We start from the raw sequence: 18,374 nt of genomic DNA, 5'->3' as shown, positions 1-18,374 counted from the left end.
AAACGAGAAAGAACTAGCGCCGACCGCGTTGAAGGAACGCGACGATGATGATCACGAAGCCCTGCACCGCCGCATTGAGGTACACGCTGATGATGCTGGTGAGGTTCAGGATGTTGCTGATGACCGAGAGCAGGATCGCGCCCACCACCGTGCCGGTGATGCTGCCCGCGCCGCCCTTGAGCGCCGTGCCGCCGACGATCACTGCAGCGATCGCTTCGAGCTCCCAAAGGAGGCCCGTGGTCGGCGAGGCCGAGCCCAGGCGCGGCACGTACAGCAGCGTCGCGATGCCCACGCACACGCCGAGCAGCACGTAGGTCATGATCTTCACGCGGTCGACGTCCACCGCCGCGTAGCGCGCCACTTGCTCGTTCGAGCCGATGGCCTGCACGTAGCGCCCGTAGGCCGTGCGATTGAGGATCACGCCGCCGATGATCGCGACGATCACGAACACCCACACCGGCACCGGGATGCCCGCGAGGCTCGCGTAGTACACCGGCGCGTAAAGGTCCGACAGCTCGTTGTCGAGCGTGAGCGCGCCGCCGTCGGCGAAGTACGTGAGGTACGCGCGAAAGATGCCCAGCGTGCCCAGCGTCACGATGAAGGGCTCGATGCGGCCTTTGGTGATCAGAAGGCCATGCGCGAGGCCGAACACGGCGCCCAGCACGATGGCCAGCACCGCACCCATCACCACCGCCAGCAGCGGCGAGCCCGAGGCGGGGCCGGCCCAGTTGATGAACATGATCACGCTGCCCGCGATGAGCGCGGCCATCGAGCCCACCGACAGGTCGATGCCGCCCGAGATGATCACGAAGCACATGCCCACCGCGATGATGCCGATGAAGGCCGTGCGGGTGAGCACGTTCATCGCGTTGTCGACGGTGGCGAAGTCGCCGTTCAGCAGCGTGCCCGCGATGCACAGCAGCACGAGGCCGATGACCGGGCCGAGGCCGAGCAGGCGCTCGGTCCAGCGCGGCTTGGCTTCGCTGCGGTGCTCGGCCGTCGCTTCAGGCGGCGACGGGGGAGTTTGCGGTTCCGGTGGCATGAGCGATGAGCTCCTCTTCAGTCAAATGGTCCGCGTCGAGCGTGGCGACGAGCTTGCCCGCGCGCATCACCGCGACGCGGTGGCACAGGCCGATCAGTTCCATCAGCTCCGACGAGACGACGATCACCGCGAGCCCTTCGCGGGCGAGTCGCTGGATCAGGAAATAGATGTCGCGCTTGGCGCCCACATCGACGCCGCGCGTGGGCTCGTCGAGCACCACCACCTTGGGCTGCGGCTGCAGCACCTTGGCGAGCGCGAGCTTCTGCTGGTTGCCGCCCGAGAGCGACGAGGCCTTGACGTCGAGCGAACCGGTGCGGATGCCGTAGTCCTTCACCGCCTCGGCCAGCGCGCCGCGCTCGCCTTCGGGCTGCAGCCACGGCTTGGCATAGCGCTCGAGCGCCATCAGCGTGAGGTTCTGGCGCAGGCCAAAGTTGACGTGCAGGCCCTTGCCCTTGCGGTCTTCGCTCAGGTACGTGAGGCCGTGCTTCGCGGCATCGCGCGGGTTGCGCCAGCCCTTGTTGTGGGGCACGGGCTTGCCGAGCATCTCGACGCTGCCGCTCGCGGGGCGCAGGCCGAGCAGGCCTTCGAAGAGTTCGGTGCGGCCCGCGCCGACGAGGCCCGCGAAGCCGAGGATCTCGCCGGGGCGCACCTCGAAGCTCGCGTCCTGCGCCCAGCCAGGCACGGTGAAGTTGCGCACGCGCATGGCCGGCGCATCGGCCGCAACGACGAGGTCGCGCGGCGGATAAAGGTCGGCCAGTTCGCGGCCCACCATCAGGTTGGCCATCTGGTGGCGCGTGACATCGGGCGTGAGCGCGCGGGCGACGAAGCGGCCGTCGCGCATGACGATCACCTCGTCGGTCACCTGCTCCACCTCGTCGAGCTTGTGCGAGATGTAGACGATGGTCACGCCATCGGCACGCAGTTGCGCGATGAGCTTGAACAGGCGCTCGGTCTCGCCGGGCGTGAGCGTGGCGGTGGGCTCGTCCATGATGAGCAGGCGCGCGCGGCGGGCGATGGCCTTGGCGATCTCGACGAGCTGCTTCTCCGCGACGATGAGCTTGCGCACCTTGGTGCGCGGATCGACCTGCAGGCCGACGGCGGCGAGCGCTGCAGCGGCATCGCGCTCCATAGCGGCGTCGTCGAGCAGCCAGCCTTTTTTCTTTTCGTGGCCGAGGAAGATGTTCTGCGCAACGCTCAGGTCCTCGGCGAGGTTGAACTCCTGGTGGATCAGCACGATGCCCAGCGCCTCGGCATCGCGCGAGCTCGCGAACTGCTGCGGCTGGCCATTGATGCGCAACGTGCCGCCGGTGAGCTGTTCGTAGCCCGCGAGGATCTTCATCAGTGTGGACTTGCCCGCGCCGTTCTCGCCCAGGAGGCCATACACGTGGCCGGGCGCGAGCGCGAAGCTCACGCCATGCAGCACCTGCACGGGGCCGAAGGCCTTCACCACGCCGTCGAACTCGACCGCAACGCTGCCTTTGGTTTCGCTGTTCATGGCGCCACTCCGCGAACTTTCAGGGTCTCGTGCATCGCCAGCACGCCGGCACCGACAAGGCCGCCCTGCGTGCCGAGCGGCGTGTACTGGATCTCCAGGTGCCGCGTGGAGAGCGCGAGCGATCGCTGATACACGCTCTGCCGCACCGCCGCGAGAAACAGCGGCCCGATGCGCGTGATGCCGCCGCCGATGAACACATGCGACGGATTGAAGAAATTGACCACCGACGCGAGCATCTGCCCGATCAGGCTGCCCGCGCGCTGGATGATGCCGTTGGCCGCGGTGTCCCCGCCGCGGCTGGCCTGGCCCACATCGATGGCGTCGATGCGGCCGTGCACGCGCAGGCACTCGGCCAGCACCTCGCTCTCGCCCGCCTCGGCCGCCTGCATCGCCATGCGCGTGATCGCGGGGCCGGCTGCCATCGCCTCGACGCAGCCGAGGTTGCCGCAGTGGCAGCGCGGGCCTTCCTGGTCGACGCAGATGTGGCCCACGTCGCCGGCCGAGCCTGCGGCGCCGCGGTACACCTCGCCGTGGCAGACGATGCCGCAGCCGATGCCGGTGCCGATCTTGATGACGAGGAAGTTGGTGAGCGAGCGCTTGAGGCGCCACAGCTCGCCCAGCGCCATGAGGTTCACGTCGTTGTCGACGAAGACCGGTGCGGCGTAATCCTCGCGCAGGTAGTCGCGGATCGAGAAGCTGTCCCAGGCCGGCATCAGCGGCGGGTTCACGAGCTGGCCGATCTCGAAATTGACGGGGCCGGGCACGCCGATGCCGATGCCCAGTACGTCCTTCGCGCCGTGGCCGCAACGGGCGAGCAGTTCGCGCATCAGCGTGCGCACGCGGGCGAGCACAACGGCGGGGCCGTCGCGCACATCGGCGGGTTCGTCGTGCTGCGCGAGCACGGTGAGGTCGGGGCGCAGCACCGCGACGTCGAGGCTGGTGGCACCGATGTCGATGCCGATGAGCACGCCGAGGCCGGCATGCAGCTGGAGGTTTTCGGCGCGGCGTCCGCCCGAGGAGCGCTGCAGGCCCGCTTCGGCGAGGAGCCCCTGGTCGACGAGGCCGGCGATCAGCGCATTGGCCTTGCTCTTGGAGAAACCGAGTTGCTCGGCCATGGCGTGGCGCGAGCCGCCGGCCGACCAGAAGGTCGTTTCCAGCAACTGCATCTCATGAGCAGTGATGCCACTCCAGGGTGCCACGCGCTTGTCTCCGTGTTCTTTTTGCTCTGCCATCCCGCAGCCTTGGGCCGTCGGGCGAACGCGAATACTAGGGGCAGGGCTTCAGCCGGACAAGGTCGAACTTCGACCAAGTTCAGATCGAAGATGGTTGAATGGCAGTGCTTAGACGCAAAAAAGCCGCCCGAAGGCGGCTTTTCCTGGGAAGAAGCGCTCGCGCGCTTACTTCTTCTGGCGGTACTTGCGCAGCGCAGCGATCTGCGCGGCCATCACGGCCAGTTCGGACTGCGCCATCGCGATGTCGATGTCGCTCTTCGCGTTTTTCAGCGCTTCCTCGGCCGCGGCCTTGGCCACGTTCGCCTTTTCGTCGTCGAGGTCCTTGCCGCGGATCGCGGTGTCGGACAGCACGGTGACGGCGTTCGGCTGCACTTCGAGAATGCCGCCGGCCACGAAGACGAACTCTTCGCCGCCGTCGGCCGTTTCGATGCGCACGGCGCCGGGGCGGATGCGCGTGATCAGCGGTGTGTGACGCGGATAGATGCCGAGCTCGCCGGCTTCACCGGGCAGCGCGACGAACTTGGCCTCGCCCGAGAAGATCGACTCTTCCGCGCTGACCACGTCGACGTGAATGGTGTTTGCCATCTGGTTTCCTTTGATGCTGCCGCGTGAGAACCGCGATCAGGCCATCTTCTTGGCTTTTTCGAAGGCTTCGTCGATGCCGCCGACCATGTAGAACGCTTGTTCCGGCAGGTGGTCGGCTTCGCCGTTCACGATCATCTTGAAACCGCGGATGGTTTCGGCCAGCGGCACGTACTTGCCGGGCGAGCCAGTGAACACCTGCGCCACGAAGAACGGCTGGGACAGGAAACGCTGGATCTTGCGCGCGCGGGCCACGGCCAGCTTGTCTTCAGGCGCCAGTTCGTCCATGCCCAGAATCGCGATGATGTCGCGCAGTTCCTTGTAGCGCTGCAGGATGCCCTGCACGGAGCGGGCCACGTTGTAGTGCTCTTCGCCGACCACGTTCGGGTCGAGCTGACGCGAGGTCGAGTCCAGCGGGTCCACGGCGGGGTAGATACCGAGCGAGGCGATGTCGCGCGACAGCACAACGGTCGAGTCCAAGTGGGCGAAGGTGGTGGCGGGCGACGGGTCGGTCAAGTCATCCGCCGGCACGTACACGGCCTGGATGGAAGTGATCGAGCCGACCTTGGTCGAGGTGATCCGCTCTTGCAGGCGGCCCATTTCCTCGGCCAGCGTCGGCTGGTAGCCCACGGCGGAAGGCATGCGGCCCAGCAGTGCCGACACTTCGGTACCGGCCAGCGTGTAGCGGTAGATGTTGTCGACGAAGAACAGAACGTCGCGGCCTTCGTCGCGGAACGACTCGGCGATGGTCAGGCCGGTCAGCGCCACGCGCAGACGGTTGCCCGGGGGTTCGTTCATCTGGCCGTAGACCATGGCCACCTTCGAGTCTTCGAGCTTCTCGAGGTTCACGACGCCGGAGTCGGCCATCTCGTGATAGAAGTCGTTGCCTTCGCGGGTACGTTCACCCACGCCGGCGAACACCGACAGACCCGAGTGAGCCTTGGCGATGTTGTTGATGAGTTCCATCATGTTCACGGTCTTGCCCACGCCGGCGCCGCCGAACAGGCCCACCTTGCCGCCCTTGGCGAACGGGCACACCAAGTCGATCACCTTGATGCCGGTTTCCAGCAGGTCTTGCGAAGGCGACAGTTCGTCGTACGCGGGAGCCTTGCGGTGGATCGAGGCAGTGAGCTCCTGGCTCACTTCGCCGCGCTCGTCGATCGGACGGCCGAGCACGTCCATGATGCGGCCGAGCGTGGCCTTGCCGACCGGCACGGTGATCGATGCACCGGTGTTGGTCACGATCAGACCGCGACGCAGGCCGTCGGACGAGCCCAGCGCAATGGTGCGCACGATGCCGTCGCCCAGCTGCTGCTGAACTTCGAGGGTCAGTCCGCCGCCTTCGAATTTCAAGGCGTCATACACCTTGGGCATCTGGTCACGCGGGAACTCCACGTCGACCACGGCGCCGATACATTGGACAATTTTTCCTTCAGCCATGGCGTTTCCTTCTGGATGGATCTCAATAAATTTGCGACAGGTTCTTGCAGAAGCGTCCTGGTGCCAAAACGGGCCGCTTTTGCAAGAATGCCGGACGGGCCGGCACCCTTGAATGACTACTTCTTCAGATCAGCACTTCATGGCCGTCGCTTGTGCAGCGAAGGCGTCCGAAGCAGCCTTGCAGGCCTGGCCCAGAGCAGCCTTGTCGGCGCCCATCGAAGCCCAGGTGGCCTTGGTCTGGTCGAGGCTGGACTTCATCGCATCGGCGGCAGCACCGCTTTGTGCGCCCACGCAGGTCTGCACCTTCGTCAGGTAGTCGTTGCACTCTTGCGGCAGGTCCGCAGCCGATGCGGTCGGGGCTGCAGCAGCAGGTGCTGCGGCCGGTGCCGATGCCGGAGCGGCAGGAGCGGGCGCAGCAGGTGCGGCGGCAGGCGCCGGAGCAGCAGCGGGCGCCTCTTCCTTCTTGGAGCAAGCAGTCAGAGCGGCAGCAACAGCCACCAGAACGAGAAGTTTCTTCATGTGCGCAGAATCCCTAAAAATAGGCCTGTGTTATCGGACGCGCAGAGCGCGCCCGTTCGGCAATTTGGCCCGTTGCATTGCCTCGATCAAACGCCGGCGGCCGCTGCCGCGCCCGACACGATTTCCGACAGCTCTTTGGTGATGCCGGCCTGGCGGGTCTTGTTGTAGACCAGCTTCAGCTCGCTGATCACGTTGCCTGCGTTGTCGGTGGCAGCCTTCATGGCCACCATCCGCGCCGAATGCTCGGACGCCATGTTCTCGGCCACGGCCTGGTAGACCAGCGACTCCACATAGCGAACCAGCAGCTCGTCGATCACGCTCTGCGCATCGGGCTCGTAGATGTAATCCCACGAATGCTGGCCTTCCTCGACTTTCAGCGAGTCGGCGGCCAGCGGCAGCAACTGCTCGACGAGCGGCTCCTGCTTGATCGTGTTGATGAACTTCGTGTAGCACAGGTACACGGCCGAGAGCTTGCCTTCCGCATAAGCGTCGAGCAGGGTCTTGACCGGTCCGATGAGCTTGTCCAGGTGGGGCGTGTCACCCAGGTGGGTGACATGCGCGACCACGCGGGCGCCGATGCGGTTCAGGAAGCCGAGGCCCTTGCTGCCGATGGCGACCGACTCGATGGCCACGCCAGCGGCCTGCGCTTCGCGCAGCTTGGTCGTCACGGCGCGCAGCAGGTTGGTGTTCAAACCACCGCACAGCCCCTTGTCGCTCGTCACGATGATGAAGCCGATCGCCTTGGCGTCGCTCTTCTTCATGAATGCGTGCGTGTACTCGGGGTTCGCCTTGCCGAGGTTGGCCGCAATGTTGCGGATCTTCTCGCTGTAGGGGCGGGCGGCACGCATGCGCTCTTGCGCCTTGCGCATCTTGGAAACCGAGACCATTTCCATGGCCTTGGTGATCTTCTTGGTGTTTTCCACCGATTTGATCTTGCCGCGGATTTCCTTACCAGCTGCCATATGAACTCCTTCTTGCGTCGGTCAAGGGGTCGATCAGGCGAACGACTTCTTGAACGAGGTGGCGGCTGCCAGCAGTTCGGCTTCGGCGTCCTGGCAAACCTTCTTGAAGGCTTGCTTCTCGGCGCTGTCATCCGGCTTGGCGGGCTTCACATCCCACTTGGCGCCATTCTTTTCCATGGTCTCGAGCAGGACGGCGTGGCTCGACTTCAGCAGCTGGTGGAAGCCGTGTTCGAACGAGAGCACCTTCTTGACGTCGATGTCGTCCATGAAGCCCTTGTTCACAGCGAACAGCGTGGCGTTCATCAGCGAGATCGGCAGCGGGCTGTACTGGGTCTGCTTGAGCAGTTCCGTCACGCGCGCACCGCGGTCGAGTTGCTTCCTGGTCGCTTCGTCCAGGTCGGAAGCGAACTGCGCGAACGCAGCCAGTTCACGGTACTGGGCCAGGTCGGTACGGATACCGCCCGACTGGTTCTTGATCAGGTTGGTCTGTGCCGACGAACCCACGCGCGACACCGAGATACCGGCGTTGATGGCGGGGCGGATGCCGGCGTTGAACAGGCTGGTTTCCAGGAAGATCTGGCCGTCGGTGATCGAGATCACGTTGGTCGGAACGAAGGCAGACACGTCGCCGGCTTGCGTTTCGATGATCGGCAGGGCCGTCAGCGAACCAGTCTTGCCCTTGACTTCACCCTTGGTGAAGGCTTCGACGTAGTCGGCATTCACGCGGGCTGCGCGCTCGAGGAGGCGGCTGTGGAGATAGAACACGTCGCCGGGATAGGCTTCGCGGCCTGGCGGGCGGCGCAGCAGCAGCGACACCTGACGGTAAGCCACGGCTTGCTTGGACAGGTCGTCATAGACGATCAGGGCGTCCTGGCCGCGGTCGCGGAAGTATTCGCCCATCGTGCAGCCCGAGTAGGCCGACACGTACTGCATGGCCGCCGATTCGGAGGCCGATGCGGCCACCACGATGGTGTAGTCCATCGCGCCGGCTTGTTCCAGCGAGCGCACCACGTTCTTGATCGACGAAGCCTTCTGGCCGATCGCAACGTAGACGCAGGTCATGTTCTGACCCTTCTGGTTGATGATCGCGTCGATCGCCACGGCCGTCTTGCCGGTCTGGCGGTCGCCGATGATCAGCTCGCGCTGGCCACGGCCGATCGGCACCATCGAGTCGATCGACTTGAGGCCGGTCTGCATCGGCTGGTCGACGGACTTCCGTGCGATCACGCCCGGAGCGACCTTTTCGATCACGTCGGTCATCTTGGCGTTGATCGGACCCTTGCCGTCGATCGGCTGGCCCAGTGCATTCACCACGCGGCCGATGAGTTCGGGGCCGACCGGCACTTCCAGAATGCGGCCGGTGCACTTGACCGTGTCGCCTTCGGAGATGTGCTCGTACTCGCCCAGAATCACGGCGCCGACCGAGTCGCGCTCGAGGTTCAGCGCGAGGCCGAAGGACGGGGTGCCGTCCGCGCTCGGCGGGAACTCGAGCATTTCGCCCTGCATCGCGTCGGACAGGCCGTGCACGCGCACGATGCCGTCGGTCACCGAAACCACGGTGCCCTCGTTGCGGATGTTGGCGCTGACCCCAAGGCCCTCGATGCGGCTCTTGATCAGTTCGGAAATTTCTGCGGGATTGAGTTGCATGACTCTTTCCTTCTTTCTTTGAGGCTACAAGTAGAGGGCTGAAGACCGTCAGGCCGCCAGCGCAACTTTCATTTGTTCAAGGCGCGCTTTGACGGAGGTGTCGAGCACCTCGTCGCCGACCACCACACGAATGCCGCCGATCAGCTCCGGCTCCTGCCGGACCGTGACCTGGAGCTTGCGGCCGAAACGCTTTTCGAGCGCAGCCGACACGTTGGCCAGAGCCGCGGCATCGATCGGGAAGGCGCTGTAGACCACGGCGTCGGACGAACCGCTCTTCACGTTGGCCAGTGCCCGGAACTGCTTCGCAATTTCCGGCAGCACCGAAAAACGCCCGTTCTCCAGGAGCGCACCCAGGAAGTTCTGGGCGTGGACGGCCAACGGCGCACCGAAGGCGCCGGCGACCACACCGAGAACCTGCTCGGCCGTGGCCTTGGGGTTGTCGGCGAATTGCTGGAGCTCGGGGTTGGCCGCGATGGCGGCAACCTTTTCGAGCCAGGCGCTGGTTGCGGCGACGTCGGACGACGAGGCCTTGAAAAGCGCCTCCGCGTAGGGACGTGCAATGGTGGCGAGTTCTGCCATGGCTTCTATCAGAGTTCGGTCTGCAGACGGGCGAGCAAATCGGCGTGAACGCCCGCATTCACTTCCTTGCGCAGAATCTGCTCTGCGCCCTTGACGGCCAGTGCGGCAACCTGCTCGCGCAGGGCTTCACGGGCCTTCAGTGCCTGCTGGTCGGCTTCGACGCGGGCAGCTGCAACGATCTTGTTGCCTTCTTCGGTCGCACGGGCCTTGGCCTCTTCAACGATGGCCTGGGCGCGACGTTCGGCGTCGGCAAGACGTTGTGCGGACTCGTTGCGTGCCTGACCCAGCTCGGCTTCCACGCGCTTGTTGGCGGCGGACAGCTCGGACTTGGCCTTGTCGGCGGCAGCGAGGCCTTCGGCGATCTTCGCAGCGCGGTCGTCCAGCGCCTTCGCGATCGGCGGCCACACGAACTTCATCGTGAACCCGACCAGGATCAGGAACACGATCATCTGAACGATCAGGGTACCGGTAATGCTCACTTTTTACCCTCTCTTTGGGATTGAATGCGAAGCCATTCCGCAGTGGGGAACGACGACACGGGTCCGAGGAGAAAGACTTACTTCGGCAGCAGAGCGATCTGGGCCAGGAACGGGTTGGCCGTTGCGAACCACAGGGCGATACCGGTGCCGATAATGAAAGCAGCGTCGATCAGGCCGGCCAGCAGGAACATCTTGGTTTGAAGTTCACCCATGAGCTCGGGCTGACGTGCGGCCGACTCGAGGTACTTGCTGCCCATGATGCCGATGCCGATACATGCGCCCACAGCGCCCAGACCGATGATCAGGCCGGCGGCCAGTGCAACAAAGCTAATAACTTCCATGATGACTCCTAGAGGACTTTGGTTGAAGAGAAAACGAAAAACAAAAACGAAACGGGATGATCAGTGCGATCAGTGGTGCTCGTGGGCCTGGCCGATGTAGACCAGCGTCAGCATCATGAACACGAAGGCCTGCAGCGTGATGATCAGGATGTGGAAGATGGCCCAGGCGGTGCCCGCGATGACATGGCCCAGGGCCAGGAAGATGCCGGTGGCCGACAGCGTGAAGGCACCACCCATCAGGGCGATCAGCAGGAAGATCAGTTCGCCGGCATACATGTTGCCGAACAGCCGCATACCGTGCGAGACCGTCTTGGCGACGAACTCGATCATCTGCATCGCGAAATTGAACGGGTATAGCGCCCAGTGGTTGCCGAAGGGTGCAGTGAACAGCTCGTGGATCCAGCCGCCGGCGCCCTTGATCTTGATGTTGTAGTAGATGCAGATCAGCAGCACCGCCACCGACATGCCCATCGTCACCGAGAGGTCGGCCGTGGGCACGACACGCAGGTAGGCATGGTGCGGGTCTTCGCCGGCGATGTGGAAGATCTGGGCCCAGATCGCCGGAAACAAATCGACCGGGAACAGGTCCATTGCGTTCAGCAGAAAGATCCAGACGAAGATGGTCAAAGCCAACGGAGCGACGAACTTGCGGCTCGTGGCGTTGTGAACGATGCCCTTGGCTTGCTGGTCGACCATTTCAACCAGCAGCTCGACGGCAGCCTGGAAGCGACCCGGAACACCCGAAGTGGCCTTGCGTGCAGCCAGCCAGAGCAACCAGCAACCCAGGATGCCCAGAGCGATGGAGAAAAACAGCGAATCGAAGTTGAAGACCGAAAGATCGGCCACACCTGCAGGCTTGGAGCTTTGCAGATGCGTCAAGTGGTGAACGATGTATTCACCAGCGGTCTGACCATGTTCCGCAGCGTTTTCAGCAGCCATTCCGTTACTCGTCTCGTTGTTGCCGGCGCCGGGGCGAGAACATCACCGCCAACCAGGCCGCCTTCATTGTCACCACCAAGCCGACCAGCATTGCGGGCCAGCTCAGCGCCGTTATCAGCCTTGGCGCGGCGATCAGCATCGCCACGGACAAGGCCATCTTGACCATTTCCCAGAGGAAGAACCCAAACACCGCAGTGCCCGGATTCAGGGAAGAGAACCTGCCGGTCAATCCACGTGCGAACACCGCCGCTGGAATGACCACCGCGATCGCGCCGTAAGCGGCGGACCAACCCAGATTTTGCCTCCCCGTCAGTCCCCAGATGGCCAAAGCCACCACCAGACCGACAACCAACTGACCCGCGACCACCCGCCAAGGGGAGACCGAAGGGTTCTTTGCTCGCAGTTCACGCGCCTCATCGGCGGTCAACGGCTTGAATTCTGCATCGAGGTCTTCAGCGACCTCCGAGTCCTGTCGGGCGATTGTTTTCATTTCGAATGAAGCCCGGATGACGACCCAGAATTTCTACAAAGCCATTGATTATAAGTAAAAACCCAGCCACTCCCGCCACATCCGCGTCACGATTGCGAATCGATGGCCACAAGACCTGACGTGAACCCGACTCGGCGCGCACAACCATAATTCCTTCATGCACCCTATCACCGACGCTCTGCCCACCACGCTCTGCTACCTCGACGGCGAGTACACCGCCCTTCGCGACGCGAAGGTCAGCGTTCTGGATCGCGGCTTCATTTTCGGCGACGGCATCTACGAATTCGTTCCCGCGTACCACGGCCAGCCCTTCTGCTTCGAGGAGCACATGGCACGGCTCGATCGATCGCTTGCCGAGCTGCAGATTGTCAACCCGCTCTCACTCGCGCAATGGCGCGAAATCCTGATGCGGCTGATCGCCCCGGGCGGCAACGCACCGCAAGCCGTCTACTTCCAGGTCACCCGCGGCGTTGCGCCGCGCGACCACGCGATGGTCAAGGGCCTCACGCCCACCGTCTTCGTGATGGTGAACCCGCTGCCGCCCGTCTCCGACGCGGTGCGCGCCAAGGGTGTGGCCTGCGTCACCGCAGACGACTTCCGCTGGCAGAAAGCCCACATCAAGAGCACCAGCCTCCTGGGCGCCGTGCTCTCCCGACAGATCAGCGTCGAGGCCGGCGCGGCCGAGACCGTCATGTTCCGCGGCGACTGGCTCAGCGAGGCTTCGTCGAGCAACGTGTGGATCGTGAAGGACGGTGTGCTCATCGGCCCGCCCAAGGACAACCTCGTGCTCACCGGCATCCGCTATGGCCTCCTCGAGCGCCTGTGCCAGGAAGGCGGCATTCCCTTTACGCTGCGCCGCGTGTCGCGCGATGAAGTGTTCGGCGCCGACGAACTGATCCTGTCCTCGGCCAGCAAGGAAGTGCTGCCCGTCGTCACCCTCGATGGCAAGACCATTGGCAACGGCCATCCCGGCCCCATCTACAAGAGCTTGTATGCCGCCTACCAACAGGCCAAGCAACGCAACGCTGAGAAGCAAGGAGCCACTGCATGACCGAGAACACCACCGACGACGCAGTCACCGCACCCATTCCCGATCCGCGCAAGGAGTCGCTGATCGAGTACCCCTCGCAGTTCCCGATCAAGGTCATGGGCGCCAAGACCGATGGCCTGGTGCACGCGATCACGCAGATCGCCGAACAGTTCGATCCGACCTTCGACGCCACCACGGTCGAACTGCGCGACAGCAAGGCGGGCAACTACCTGGGCGTGACGATCACCGTCACCGCCACCAGCCGCGAGCAGCTCGACGATCTCTATCGCGCGCTCTCGGGGCATCCGTCGGTCAAGGTCGTTCTTTGAACTGAGCGCTGGATGACGACGGTCGCAGACCTCCCGGTGAACACCGCCATCGCCCCGCAATGGCTGGGCCGCGTCGACTACGCCGGCACCTTCGCGGCGATGAAGCAGTTCACGCTGGAGCGCTCGGCCGAGACGACAGACACGCTGTGGATCTGCGAGCACGCCCCCGTGTTCACGCAAGGCATCGCCGGCAAGCAGGACCACATCCTGAACCCCGGCGACATCCCCGTGGTGCAGACCGACCGCGGCGGTCAGGTCACCTTCCACGGCCCCGGCCAGGTGGTGGCGTATCCGCTGATCGACCTGCGCCGCGCCGGCTACTTCGTCAAGGAATACGTCTACCGCATCGAGGAATCGGTGCTGCGCACGCTCGCGCATTTCGGCGTGACCGGCCACCGCGTGCCGGGCGCGCCAGGCATCTACGTACGGCTCGACGACCCGTTTTCCCACGCGGCCTTGACCGGCCCGCTGCCCGCCAGCGACCCGTTCCGCGGCCTCGGCAAGATCGCCGCGCTCGGCATCAAGGTGAGCCGCCACGCCACCTATCACGGCGTTGCGCTCAACGTCGACATGGACCTCGAACCCTTCTCGCGCATCAACCCTTGCGGCTACGCGGGGCTGCAAACGGTCGACCTTTCTACAATCGGCATCCAAACCACATGGGAAGAAGCTGCCGGCGTGCTGGGCCAGAAGCTCACCACCTTCCTGGCACCTTAGCAATCCAATGAGCACCACCGAAGTCGTCCGCGACGCCCAGAGCGCCGAAACCTACAACCCCCTGGCCAAGCAGAAGGCCGCGGCCAAGCTCTCTCGTATCCCCGTCAAGGTGGTGCAGACCGGCGAAGTGCTCAAGAAGCCCGAATGGATCCGCGTGAAGGCCGGCAGCCCCACCACGCGCTTCTACGAAATCAAGCAGATCCTGCGTGAGAGCAACCTGCACACCGTCTGCGAAGAAGCCTCGTGCCCGAACATCGGCGAGTGCTTCGGCAACGGCACGGCGACCTTCATGATCATGGGCGACAAGTGCACCCGCCGCTGTCCGTTCTGCGACGTGGGCCACGGCCGCCCCGACCCGCTGGACAAGGACGAGCCCCTCAACCTCGCCAAGACCATCGCCAAGCTGCGCCTGAAGTACGTGGTGATCACCAGCGTCGACCGCGACGACCTGCGCGACGGCGGCAGCCAGCATTTCGTCGATTGCATCCAGAACATCCGCGAGCTCTCGCCGATGACGCAGATCGAGATCCTCGTGCCCGACTTCCGCGGCCGCGACGACCGCGCCCTGGAGATCCTGAAGGCCGCGCCGCCGGATGTGATGAACCACAACCTGGAGACCGCGCCGCGCCTCTACAAGGAAGCGCGCCCCGGCAGCGACTACCAGTTCAGCCTGAACCTGTTGAAGAAGTTCAAGGCGCTGCACCCGAAGGTGCCGACCAAGAGCGGCATCATGGTCGGCCTCGGCGAAACCGACGAAGAGATCCTGCAGGTGATGCGCGACATGCGCGCCCACGACATCGACATGCTGACCATCGGCCAGTACCTGTCACCGTCGGGCTCGCACCTGCCGGTGCGGCGCTATGTGCACCCGGACACGTTCAAGATGTTCGAGGAGGAGGCCTACAAGATGGGCTTCAGCCATGCGGCTGTGGGGGCGATGGTGCGGTCGAGTTATCACGCGGATCAGCAGGCGCACGCGGCTGGGGTGTGAGGCAAGCACGGCACCTTGACGCGTCGTGATCGAAGCCGCAGGCGCGCGGTCGCTCACGGCCGCGTAGCTACCGAATCGCCTCGCTGGATGGCGTTGAACTCGAGGCGCTTGTTCAATTCGGCGCGCTCTTTCTTTTCCCGTTCGGGCCTGGCGGTGATGTTCCAGCCCTTGGCATCACCTTGCCTGAGGTCACGCGCCTCGTTCTCCGCATCACGCTTGAGCTTGACGTCCAGCAGATGGAATTCGAGATTCATTCGGTAGTCGACCCCGCGATCGGAATTTCCGTAGTCGTTGACCTTCAAGCTGGCCAACACGCCATCGCCGACCCAGCGCCACAAGGGACCTTTGCTGACCACGATGGGCCAGTCTTCCGGAGGGATCTTGTACGCGGGATCGATGTTGTATTGGTCCGATGCGATTTCGCCCTTCTCGTTCAGCAGGCTGGAGCGCCCCGTCAACAGCGTGTCCCACACCGGATTGAAATACCGCTGCCACCTGCCCTTCTGAAATTGCACGATGGTCTGCTCGACGAAGGCTTGGGCCTCTTCATGCGTTCGGTTGATCTTGCTGCTGAGCTGGAGATCGACAGACTGAACACGTCGATCCGGAAACCGGCCTTCGTCCGCGTTCATGGTGAAAGCAAAGATGGGCTGCCAAACGACCTCGTAACCCGGGCGCGTGTAACGTGCGGGAACCGTTTCCGGAACGGGCGCGACGCTATAGCTGATGTAGCCGTTGATGTTGTCCGTCTCGAATTGCGGAACGCCTGAAGCGCGGCCGGTCTCCAGGATGTTCTTGCCCAAGTCGAATTTGATTTCTCGCGCCTTCTGGGCTCCCGCCTGGTCGCACGCCGTCAGTCCACTCAGTAGCAGTCTGCCGGCCGCACCCTCAACGAGACTCAACAGGAACTTGCGACGCCCAGGCATGCGCCGCTTCAATCTTTCGCTCGGGTTTTCAAGGCTTCTTGACCACTGAATCACCCCGCTTGACGGCGTTGGCCTCGAGGAGTTTGTTCAGTGCAGCGCGCTCTTTCTTACTCGCCTCGAGCTTCGCAGTGCTGTTCCAGCCCTTGGCATCGCCCTGCTTGAGTTCACGCGCTTCATTCTCTGCATCGACTTTGAGTTTGATGTCCAGTAGGTCGAACTCAAGGCTCATGCGGTACCCGCCTCACTGCACGCCCACATGCCCAGCGCCAATGCGGCGATCGACACGCCCACAAGGCTCAGCAGAAATTTACGGCGCCGGCGCACAGTACTCGCGAATCATTCGCTGAAATTTCAGGGTTTCCTGATCACTGAATCGCCTCGCTTGATGGCATTAGCTTCCAACCGCTTGTTCAACTCGGCACTGGCTTTCTTGGCTTCTTCCAGCTTGGCGGTGCTGTTCCATCCCTTGGCATCGCCCTCCTTGAGATCGCGTGCTTCGTTCTCTGCATCGCGCTTGAGTTTGACGTCCAGCAGAACGAATTCCAGGCTCATTCGATAGTCAAGTCCCCGCGTAGCGTTGCCGAGTTCACTTATCTCCAAACTCGCCAAGACACCATCACCCACCCAGCGCCACGTAGGAACATTTTTGACCAACGCGGGCCAATCCGCCGCGGGAATCTTGTACGCGGGATCGATGGTCATCGGTGCACTCTCGATCTCTCCTTTCTCATTCAACAAGCTGGAGCGCCCCGTCAACAACGTGTCCCACATCGGGTTGTAGTACCGCTGCCATTTGCCGCGCTGAAATTGCGCGATGGTCTGCTCCACGAAGGCTTGGGCTTCCTCGTGAGTCTGGTTGACTTTGCTGCTGAGTTGGAGGTCGACCGACTGAACACGTCGATCCGGGAAACGGCCTTCATCCGCGTACATGGTGAAGGCAAAAATCGGCTGCCATGCGACCTCGTATCCGGGCCGGGTGTAGCGCGCGGGAACAGTTTCCGGAACAGGCGCGACGCTATAGCTGATGTAACCATTGATGTTGTCCGTCTCGAATTGCGGCACACCTGAAGCGCGACCGGTCTCCAGGATGTTCTTGCCCAGGTCGAATTTGATTTCTGCCATCTTTTGTTCTCGTTCCTTGCTACAGCCCGCGAGCCCGCCTATCAAACCGGCGGCCGTCGCCGCCAATAGAGTCCGTCGATCAAGCATCGATCCAACTCCTGATCTTCTGCAACTCGCCTTCCATGTAATTTTTCCGATTTGCCATCAGTTCATTAAATTTCTTTGCGATCTTCGCCACGTAGTCCATCCGATCCTTCGGGTTGGGCAAGCTACCCTTGCGTCCGGTCACATAGTCCCACGGTGTCGCTGGCGCATCGAAGGTAATCTGCAAGTTGGAGTCTCTGTTCTTCGGTGCAGCGCTGAAGTACAGCGTATAGGTTGGAGAAAGCCATCCAAAAAATAGTCGACTGATGGATTGATTGAGATTCATGGTCTTGATCAGCATGGGGTCGTCGTAAATCAGGGGTTGCAGAATATTGATCTGCTCCTGCGTTGCGATGGTGTTCAGTTCAGCCTTCTTGAACGTGAACCTTCCCTCGGGCTTGGCTCGGTACTCTGCGATCAAGGTCCGATACGTGGTCTGCATCTCTTCTGTTACCTTGAACTGCGCCACCTTTTGCAGCCGCGCTGTAGCTGCACCATCGTCGGCGATGCGCTTGAGTTCCCTGCGCTCTTCGTCCATGACATAGAACGCCTCATCGAACTTCGGCCAGTACTGCGACGGTGGCATGCGATAGCCACCGTCGTACGTTTTCACTTGCCGCCTCACATAGTTATTCGCTTGGTAGGCGTTGGCCACATGCTGGCCATAGCCATAGTCCGTGCCGCCTCCCAGTACCACCGGCGTTGCATCGAAATAGCTTTTGGCTTTGGCATACACCGGGTCACCAGCCATCCACCCCTTCACTCGGCCGAGCCAGTTGGCGCCGAATGGCAGCTCTTTCACCGCATTTTTTGATTGATCCTGAAAATCGTCTGCGTTGCGTTGCGACACGTGACTGGTGAGCCGATCCGCGTTCAGGCTACCGTCTTTGTTGAGTCCGTATTCGAGCACGTACCAAAGCCATGGATAGATGTCCATGAAGAGCCACAGATTGCCCTTGGCCAATGCCGCATAGACGCGCAACGAATATTCATAGGGCGACCCACTCGTGACAAGCTCGGAACCCAGTTGGGATGCTTGTGATGTCCGCGCGAGATTGCCCCAACCGCCATTGAGTACATCTTCGCGCGCGTAGCGATAAGCCTCGACGATATCTTTCACCACGAAGGCAGCCAATGCAGGCCAGTACAGCTGCAGTTTGCCTTGCGATTTCTCACCACTCGCAAAGTAAAGATCCGCATACCGCGCCGCAATCCGCTTGGCCCTGCGCTCCGGATCGGTGATCAGGTGCCAGCACTTGCCATTGCCCTGCTCACTGACCGCGACGAGCGCCTCCTCCTGCGCATACGACCACAGGTGTCTGGCCTCCACCTGCTGCGTGAACTGGGAGCTCGGGCGCGTGTTGGTCTTGCACTGCCCCAGGACTTCGAGCTCGTAGCCTTGCGCGTCGATTTCTTTGTTTGCCATGG

General features: G+C 62.9%; 21 protein-coding genes. 4 read left to right on the top strand and 17 right to left on the bottom strand.

The window, feature by feature from the left end:
* Window positions 1–13: 13 nt before the first annotated feature.
* From NU688_RS28800 to NU688_RS28740, 13 genes are all read right to left on the bottom strand, one after another.
* A complete protein-coding gene (locus tag NU688_RS28800; protein WP_257864243.1) occupies window positions 14–1,042 on the bottom strand; it encodes an ABC transporter permease in 1,029 nt (342 codons plus the stop codon).
* A complete protein-coding gene (locus NU688_RS28795; protein WP_257864242.1) occupies window positions 1,005–2,537 on the bottom strand; it encodes a sugar ABC transporter ATP-binding protein in 1,533 nt (510 codons plus the stop codon). The genes NU688_RS28800 and NU688_RS28795 overlap by 38 nt, the downstream gene beginning before the upstream one ends.
* Window positions 2,534–3,703 (bottom strand): ROK family protein, encoded by a 1,170-nt coding sequence (locus NU688_RS28790; RefSeq protein WP_257864266.1) that lies wholly within the window; start codon window positions 3,701–3,703, stop codon window positions 2,534–2,536. The genes NU688_RS28795 and NU688_RS28790 overlap by 4 nt, the downstream gene beginning before the upstream one ends.
* A 231-nt stretch (window positions 3,704–3,934) precedes the next feature.
* Window positions 3,935–4,354 carry a F0F1 ATP synthase subunit epsilon gene (locus NU688_RS28785; RefSeq protein ID WP_013543863.1) on the bottom strand — a complete coding sequence of 140 codons (420 nt, stop codon included), beginning with the start codon at window positions 4,352–4,354 and terminating at the stop codon, window positions 3,935–3,937.
* A gap of 36 nt (window positions 4,355–4,390) precedes the next feature.
* Complete coding sequence (atpD, locus tag NU688_RS28780; protein WP_257864241.1) at window positions 4,391–5,791, bottom strand: F0F1 ATP synthase subunit beta; 1,401 nt, start codon at window positions 5,789–5,791, stop codon at window positions 4,391–4,393.
* 129 nt (window positions 5,792–5,920) lie between these two features.
* Window positions 5,921–6,310, bottom strand: coding sequence for a hypothetical protein (locus NU688_RS28775; RefSeq protein ID WP_257864240.1), 390 nt, complete (start codon window positions 6,308–6,310; stop codon window positions 5,921–5,923).
* A gap of 86 nt (window positions 6,311–6,396) precedes the next feature.
* A complete protein-coding gene (atpG, locus tag NU688_RS28770; protein ID WP_198788346.1) occupies window positions 6,397–7,272 on the bottom strand; it encodes a F0F1 ATP synthase subunit gamma in 876 nt (291 codons plus the stop codon).
* Window positions 7,273–7,305: 33 nt separating this feature from the next.
* Complete coding sequence (gene atpA, locus NU688_RS28765; RefSeq protein WP_257864239.1) at window positions 7,306–8,919, bottom strand: F0F1 ATP synthase subunit alpha; 1,614 nt, start codon at window positions 8,917–8,919, stop codon at window positions 7,306–7,308.
* Window positions 8,920–8,967: 48 nt separating this feature from the next.
* On the bottom strand, window positions 8,968–9,498 hold the full coding sequence (locus NU688_RS28760) for a F0F1 ATP synthase subunit delta (RefSeq protein ID WP_257864238.1): 531 nt from the start codon (window positions 9,496–9,498) through the stop codon (window positions 8,968–8,970).
* Window positions 9,499–9,506: 8 nt separating this feature from the next.
* On the bottom strand, window positions 9,507–9,977 hold the full coding sequence (locus NU688_RS28755; RefSeq protein ID WP_007830193.1) for a F0F1 ATP synthase subunit B: 471 nt from the start codon (window positions 9,975–9,977) through the stop codon (window positions 9,507–9,509).
* 77 nt (window positions 9,978–10,054) lie between these two features.
* Window positions 10,055–10,318, bottom strand: coding sequence for a F0F1 ATP synthase subunit C (gene atpE, locus NU688_RS28750; protein WP_093443444.1), 264 nt, complete (start codon window positions 10,316–10,318; stop codon window positions 10,055–10,057).
* A gap of 69 nt (window positions 10,319–10,387) precedes the next feature.
* Window positions 10,388–11,257 (bottom strand): F0F1 ATP synthase subunit A, encoded by an 870-nt coding sequence (gene atpB, locus NU688_RS28745; protein ID WP_257864237.1) that lies wholly within the window; start codon window positions 11,255–11,257, stop codon window positions 10,388–10,390.
* A gap of 4 nt (window positions 11,258–11,261) precedes the next feature.
* Window positions 11,262–11,747, bottom strand: a complete 486-nt coding sequence (locus NU688_RS28740) for an ATP synthase subunit I (RefSeq protein ID WP_198788343.1) — start codon at window positions 11,745–11,747, stop codon at window positions 11,262–11,264.
* A gap of 157 nt (window positions 11,748–11,904) precedes the next feature.
* Between NU688_RS28740 and NU688_RS28735 the strand changes: the two genes are divergently transcribed.
* From NU688_RS28735 to lipA, 4 genes are read left to right on the top strand one after another with little or no spacing between them, the layout of a single operon-like run.
* Entirely contained in the window at window positions 11,905–12,798 is an 894-nt protein-coding gene (locus tag NU688_RS28735; protein WP_257864236.1) for a D-amino acid aminotransferase, read from the top strand.
* On the top strand, window positions 12,795–13,106 hold the full coding sequence (locus tag NU688_RS28730) for a YbeD family protein (protein WP_093443436.1): 312 nt from the start codon (window positions 12,795–12,797) through the stop codon (window positions 13,104–13,106). Before NU688_RS28735 ends, NU688_RS28730 begins: the two co-directional genes overlap by 4 nt.
* A 12-nt stretch (window positions 13,107–13,118) precedes the next feature.
* Window positions 13,119–13,823, top strand: coding sequence for a lipoyl(octanoyl) transferase LipB (gene lipB, locus NU688_RS28725; protein WP_257864235.1), 705 nt, complete (start codon window positions 13,119–13,121; stop codon window positions 13,821–13,823).
* 7 nt (window positions 13,824–13,830) lie between these two features.
* Window positions 13,831–14,814: a lipoyl synthase gene (lipA, locus tag NU688_RS28720; protein WP_257864234.1), complete on the top strand. Its 984-nt coding sequence runs from the start codon at window positions 13,831–13,833 to the stop codon at window positions 14,812–14,814.
* 53 nt (window positions 14,815–14,867) lie between these two features.
* Here the strand turns inward: lipA and NU688_RS28715 are convergent, their stop codons facing one another.
* The 4 genes from NU688_RS28715 to NU688_RS28700 form a co-directional block, all read right to left on the bottom strand.
* Window positions 14,868–15,617, bottom strand: a complete 750-nt coding sequence (locus tag NU688_RS28715) for a hypothetical protein (protein WP_257864233.1) — start codon at window positions 15,615–15,617, stop codon at window positions 14,868–14,870.
* Window positions 15,618–15,768: 151 nt separating this feature from the next.
* Complete coding sequence (locus tag NU688_RS28710; protein WP_257864232.1) at window positions 15,769–15,969, bottom strand: hypothetical protein; 201 nt, start codon at window positions 15,967–15,969, stop codon at window positions 15,769–15,771.
* 122 nt (window positions 15,970–16,091) lie between these two features.
* Window positions 16,092–16,862: a hypothetical protein gene (locus tag NU688_RS28705; RefSeq protein WP_257864231.1), complete on the bottom strand. Its 771-nt coding sequence runs from the start codon at window positions 16,860–16,862 to the stop codon at window positions 16,092–16,094.
* Between the two features lie 79 nt (window positions 16,863–16,941).
* Window positions 16,942–18,372 (bottom strand): DUF2515 family protein, encoded by a 1,431-nt coding sequence (locus tag NU688_RS28700; RefSeq protein ID WP_257864230.1) that lies wholly within the window; start codon window positions 18,370–18,372, stop codon window positions 16,942–16,944.
* Window positions 18,373–18,374: the final 2 nt, after the last annotated feature.

This window comes from Variovorax sp. ZS18.2.2, from assembly GCF_024701975.1.
Taxonomy (GTDB): domain Bacteria; phylum Pseudomonadota; class Gammaproteobacteria; order Burkholderiales; family Burkholderiaceae_C; genus Variovorax.
This window is presented reverse-complemented; position numbering and strand designations above follow the sequence as displayed.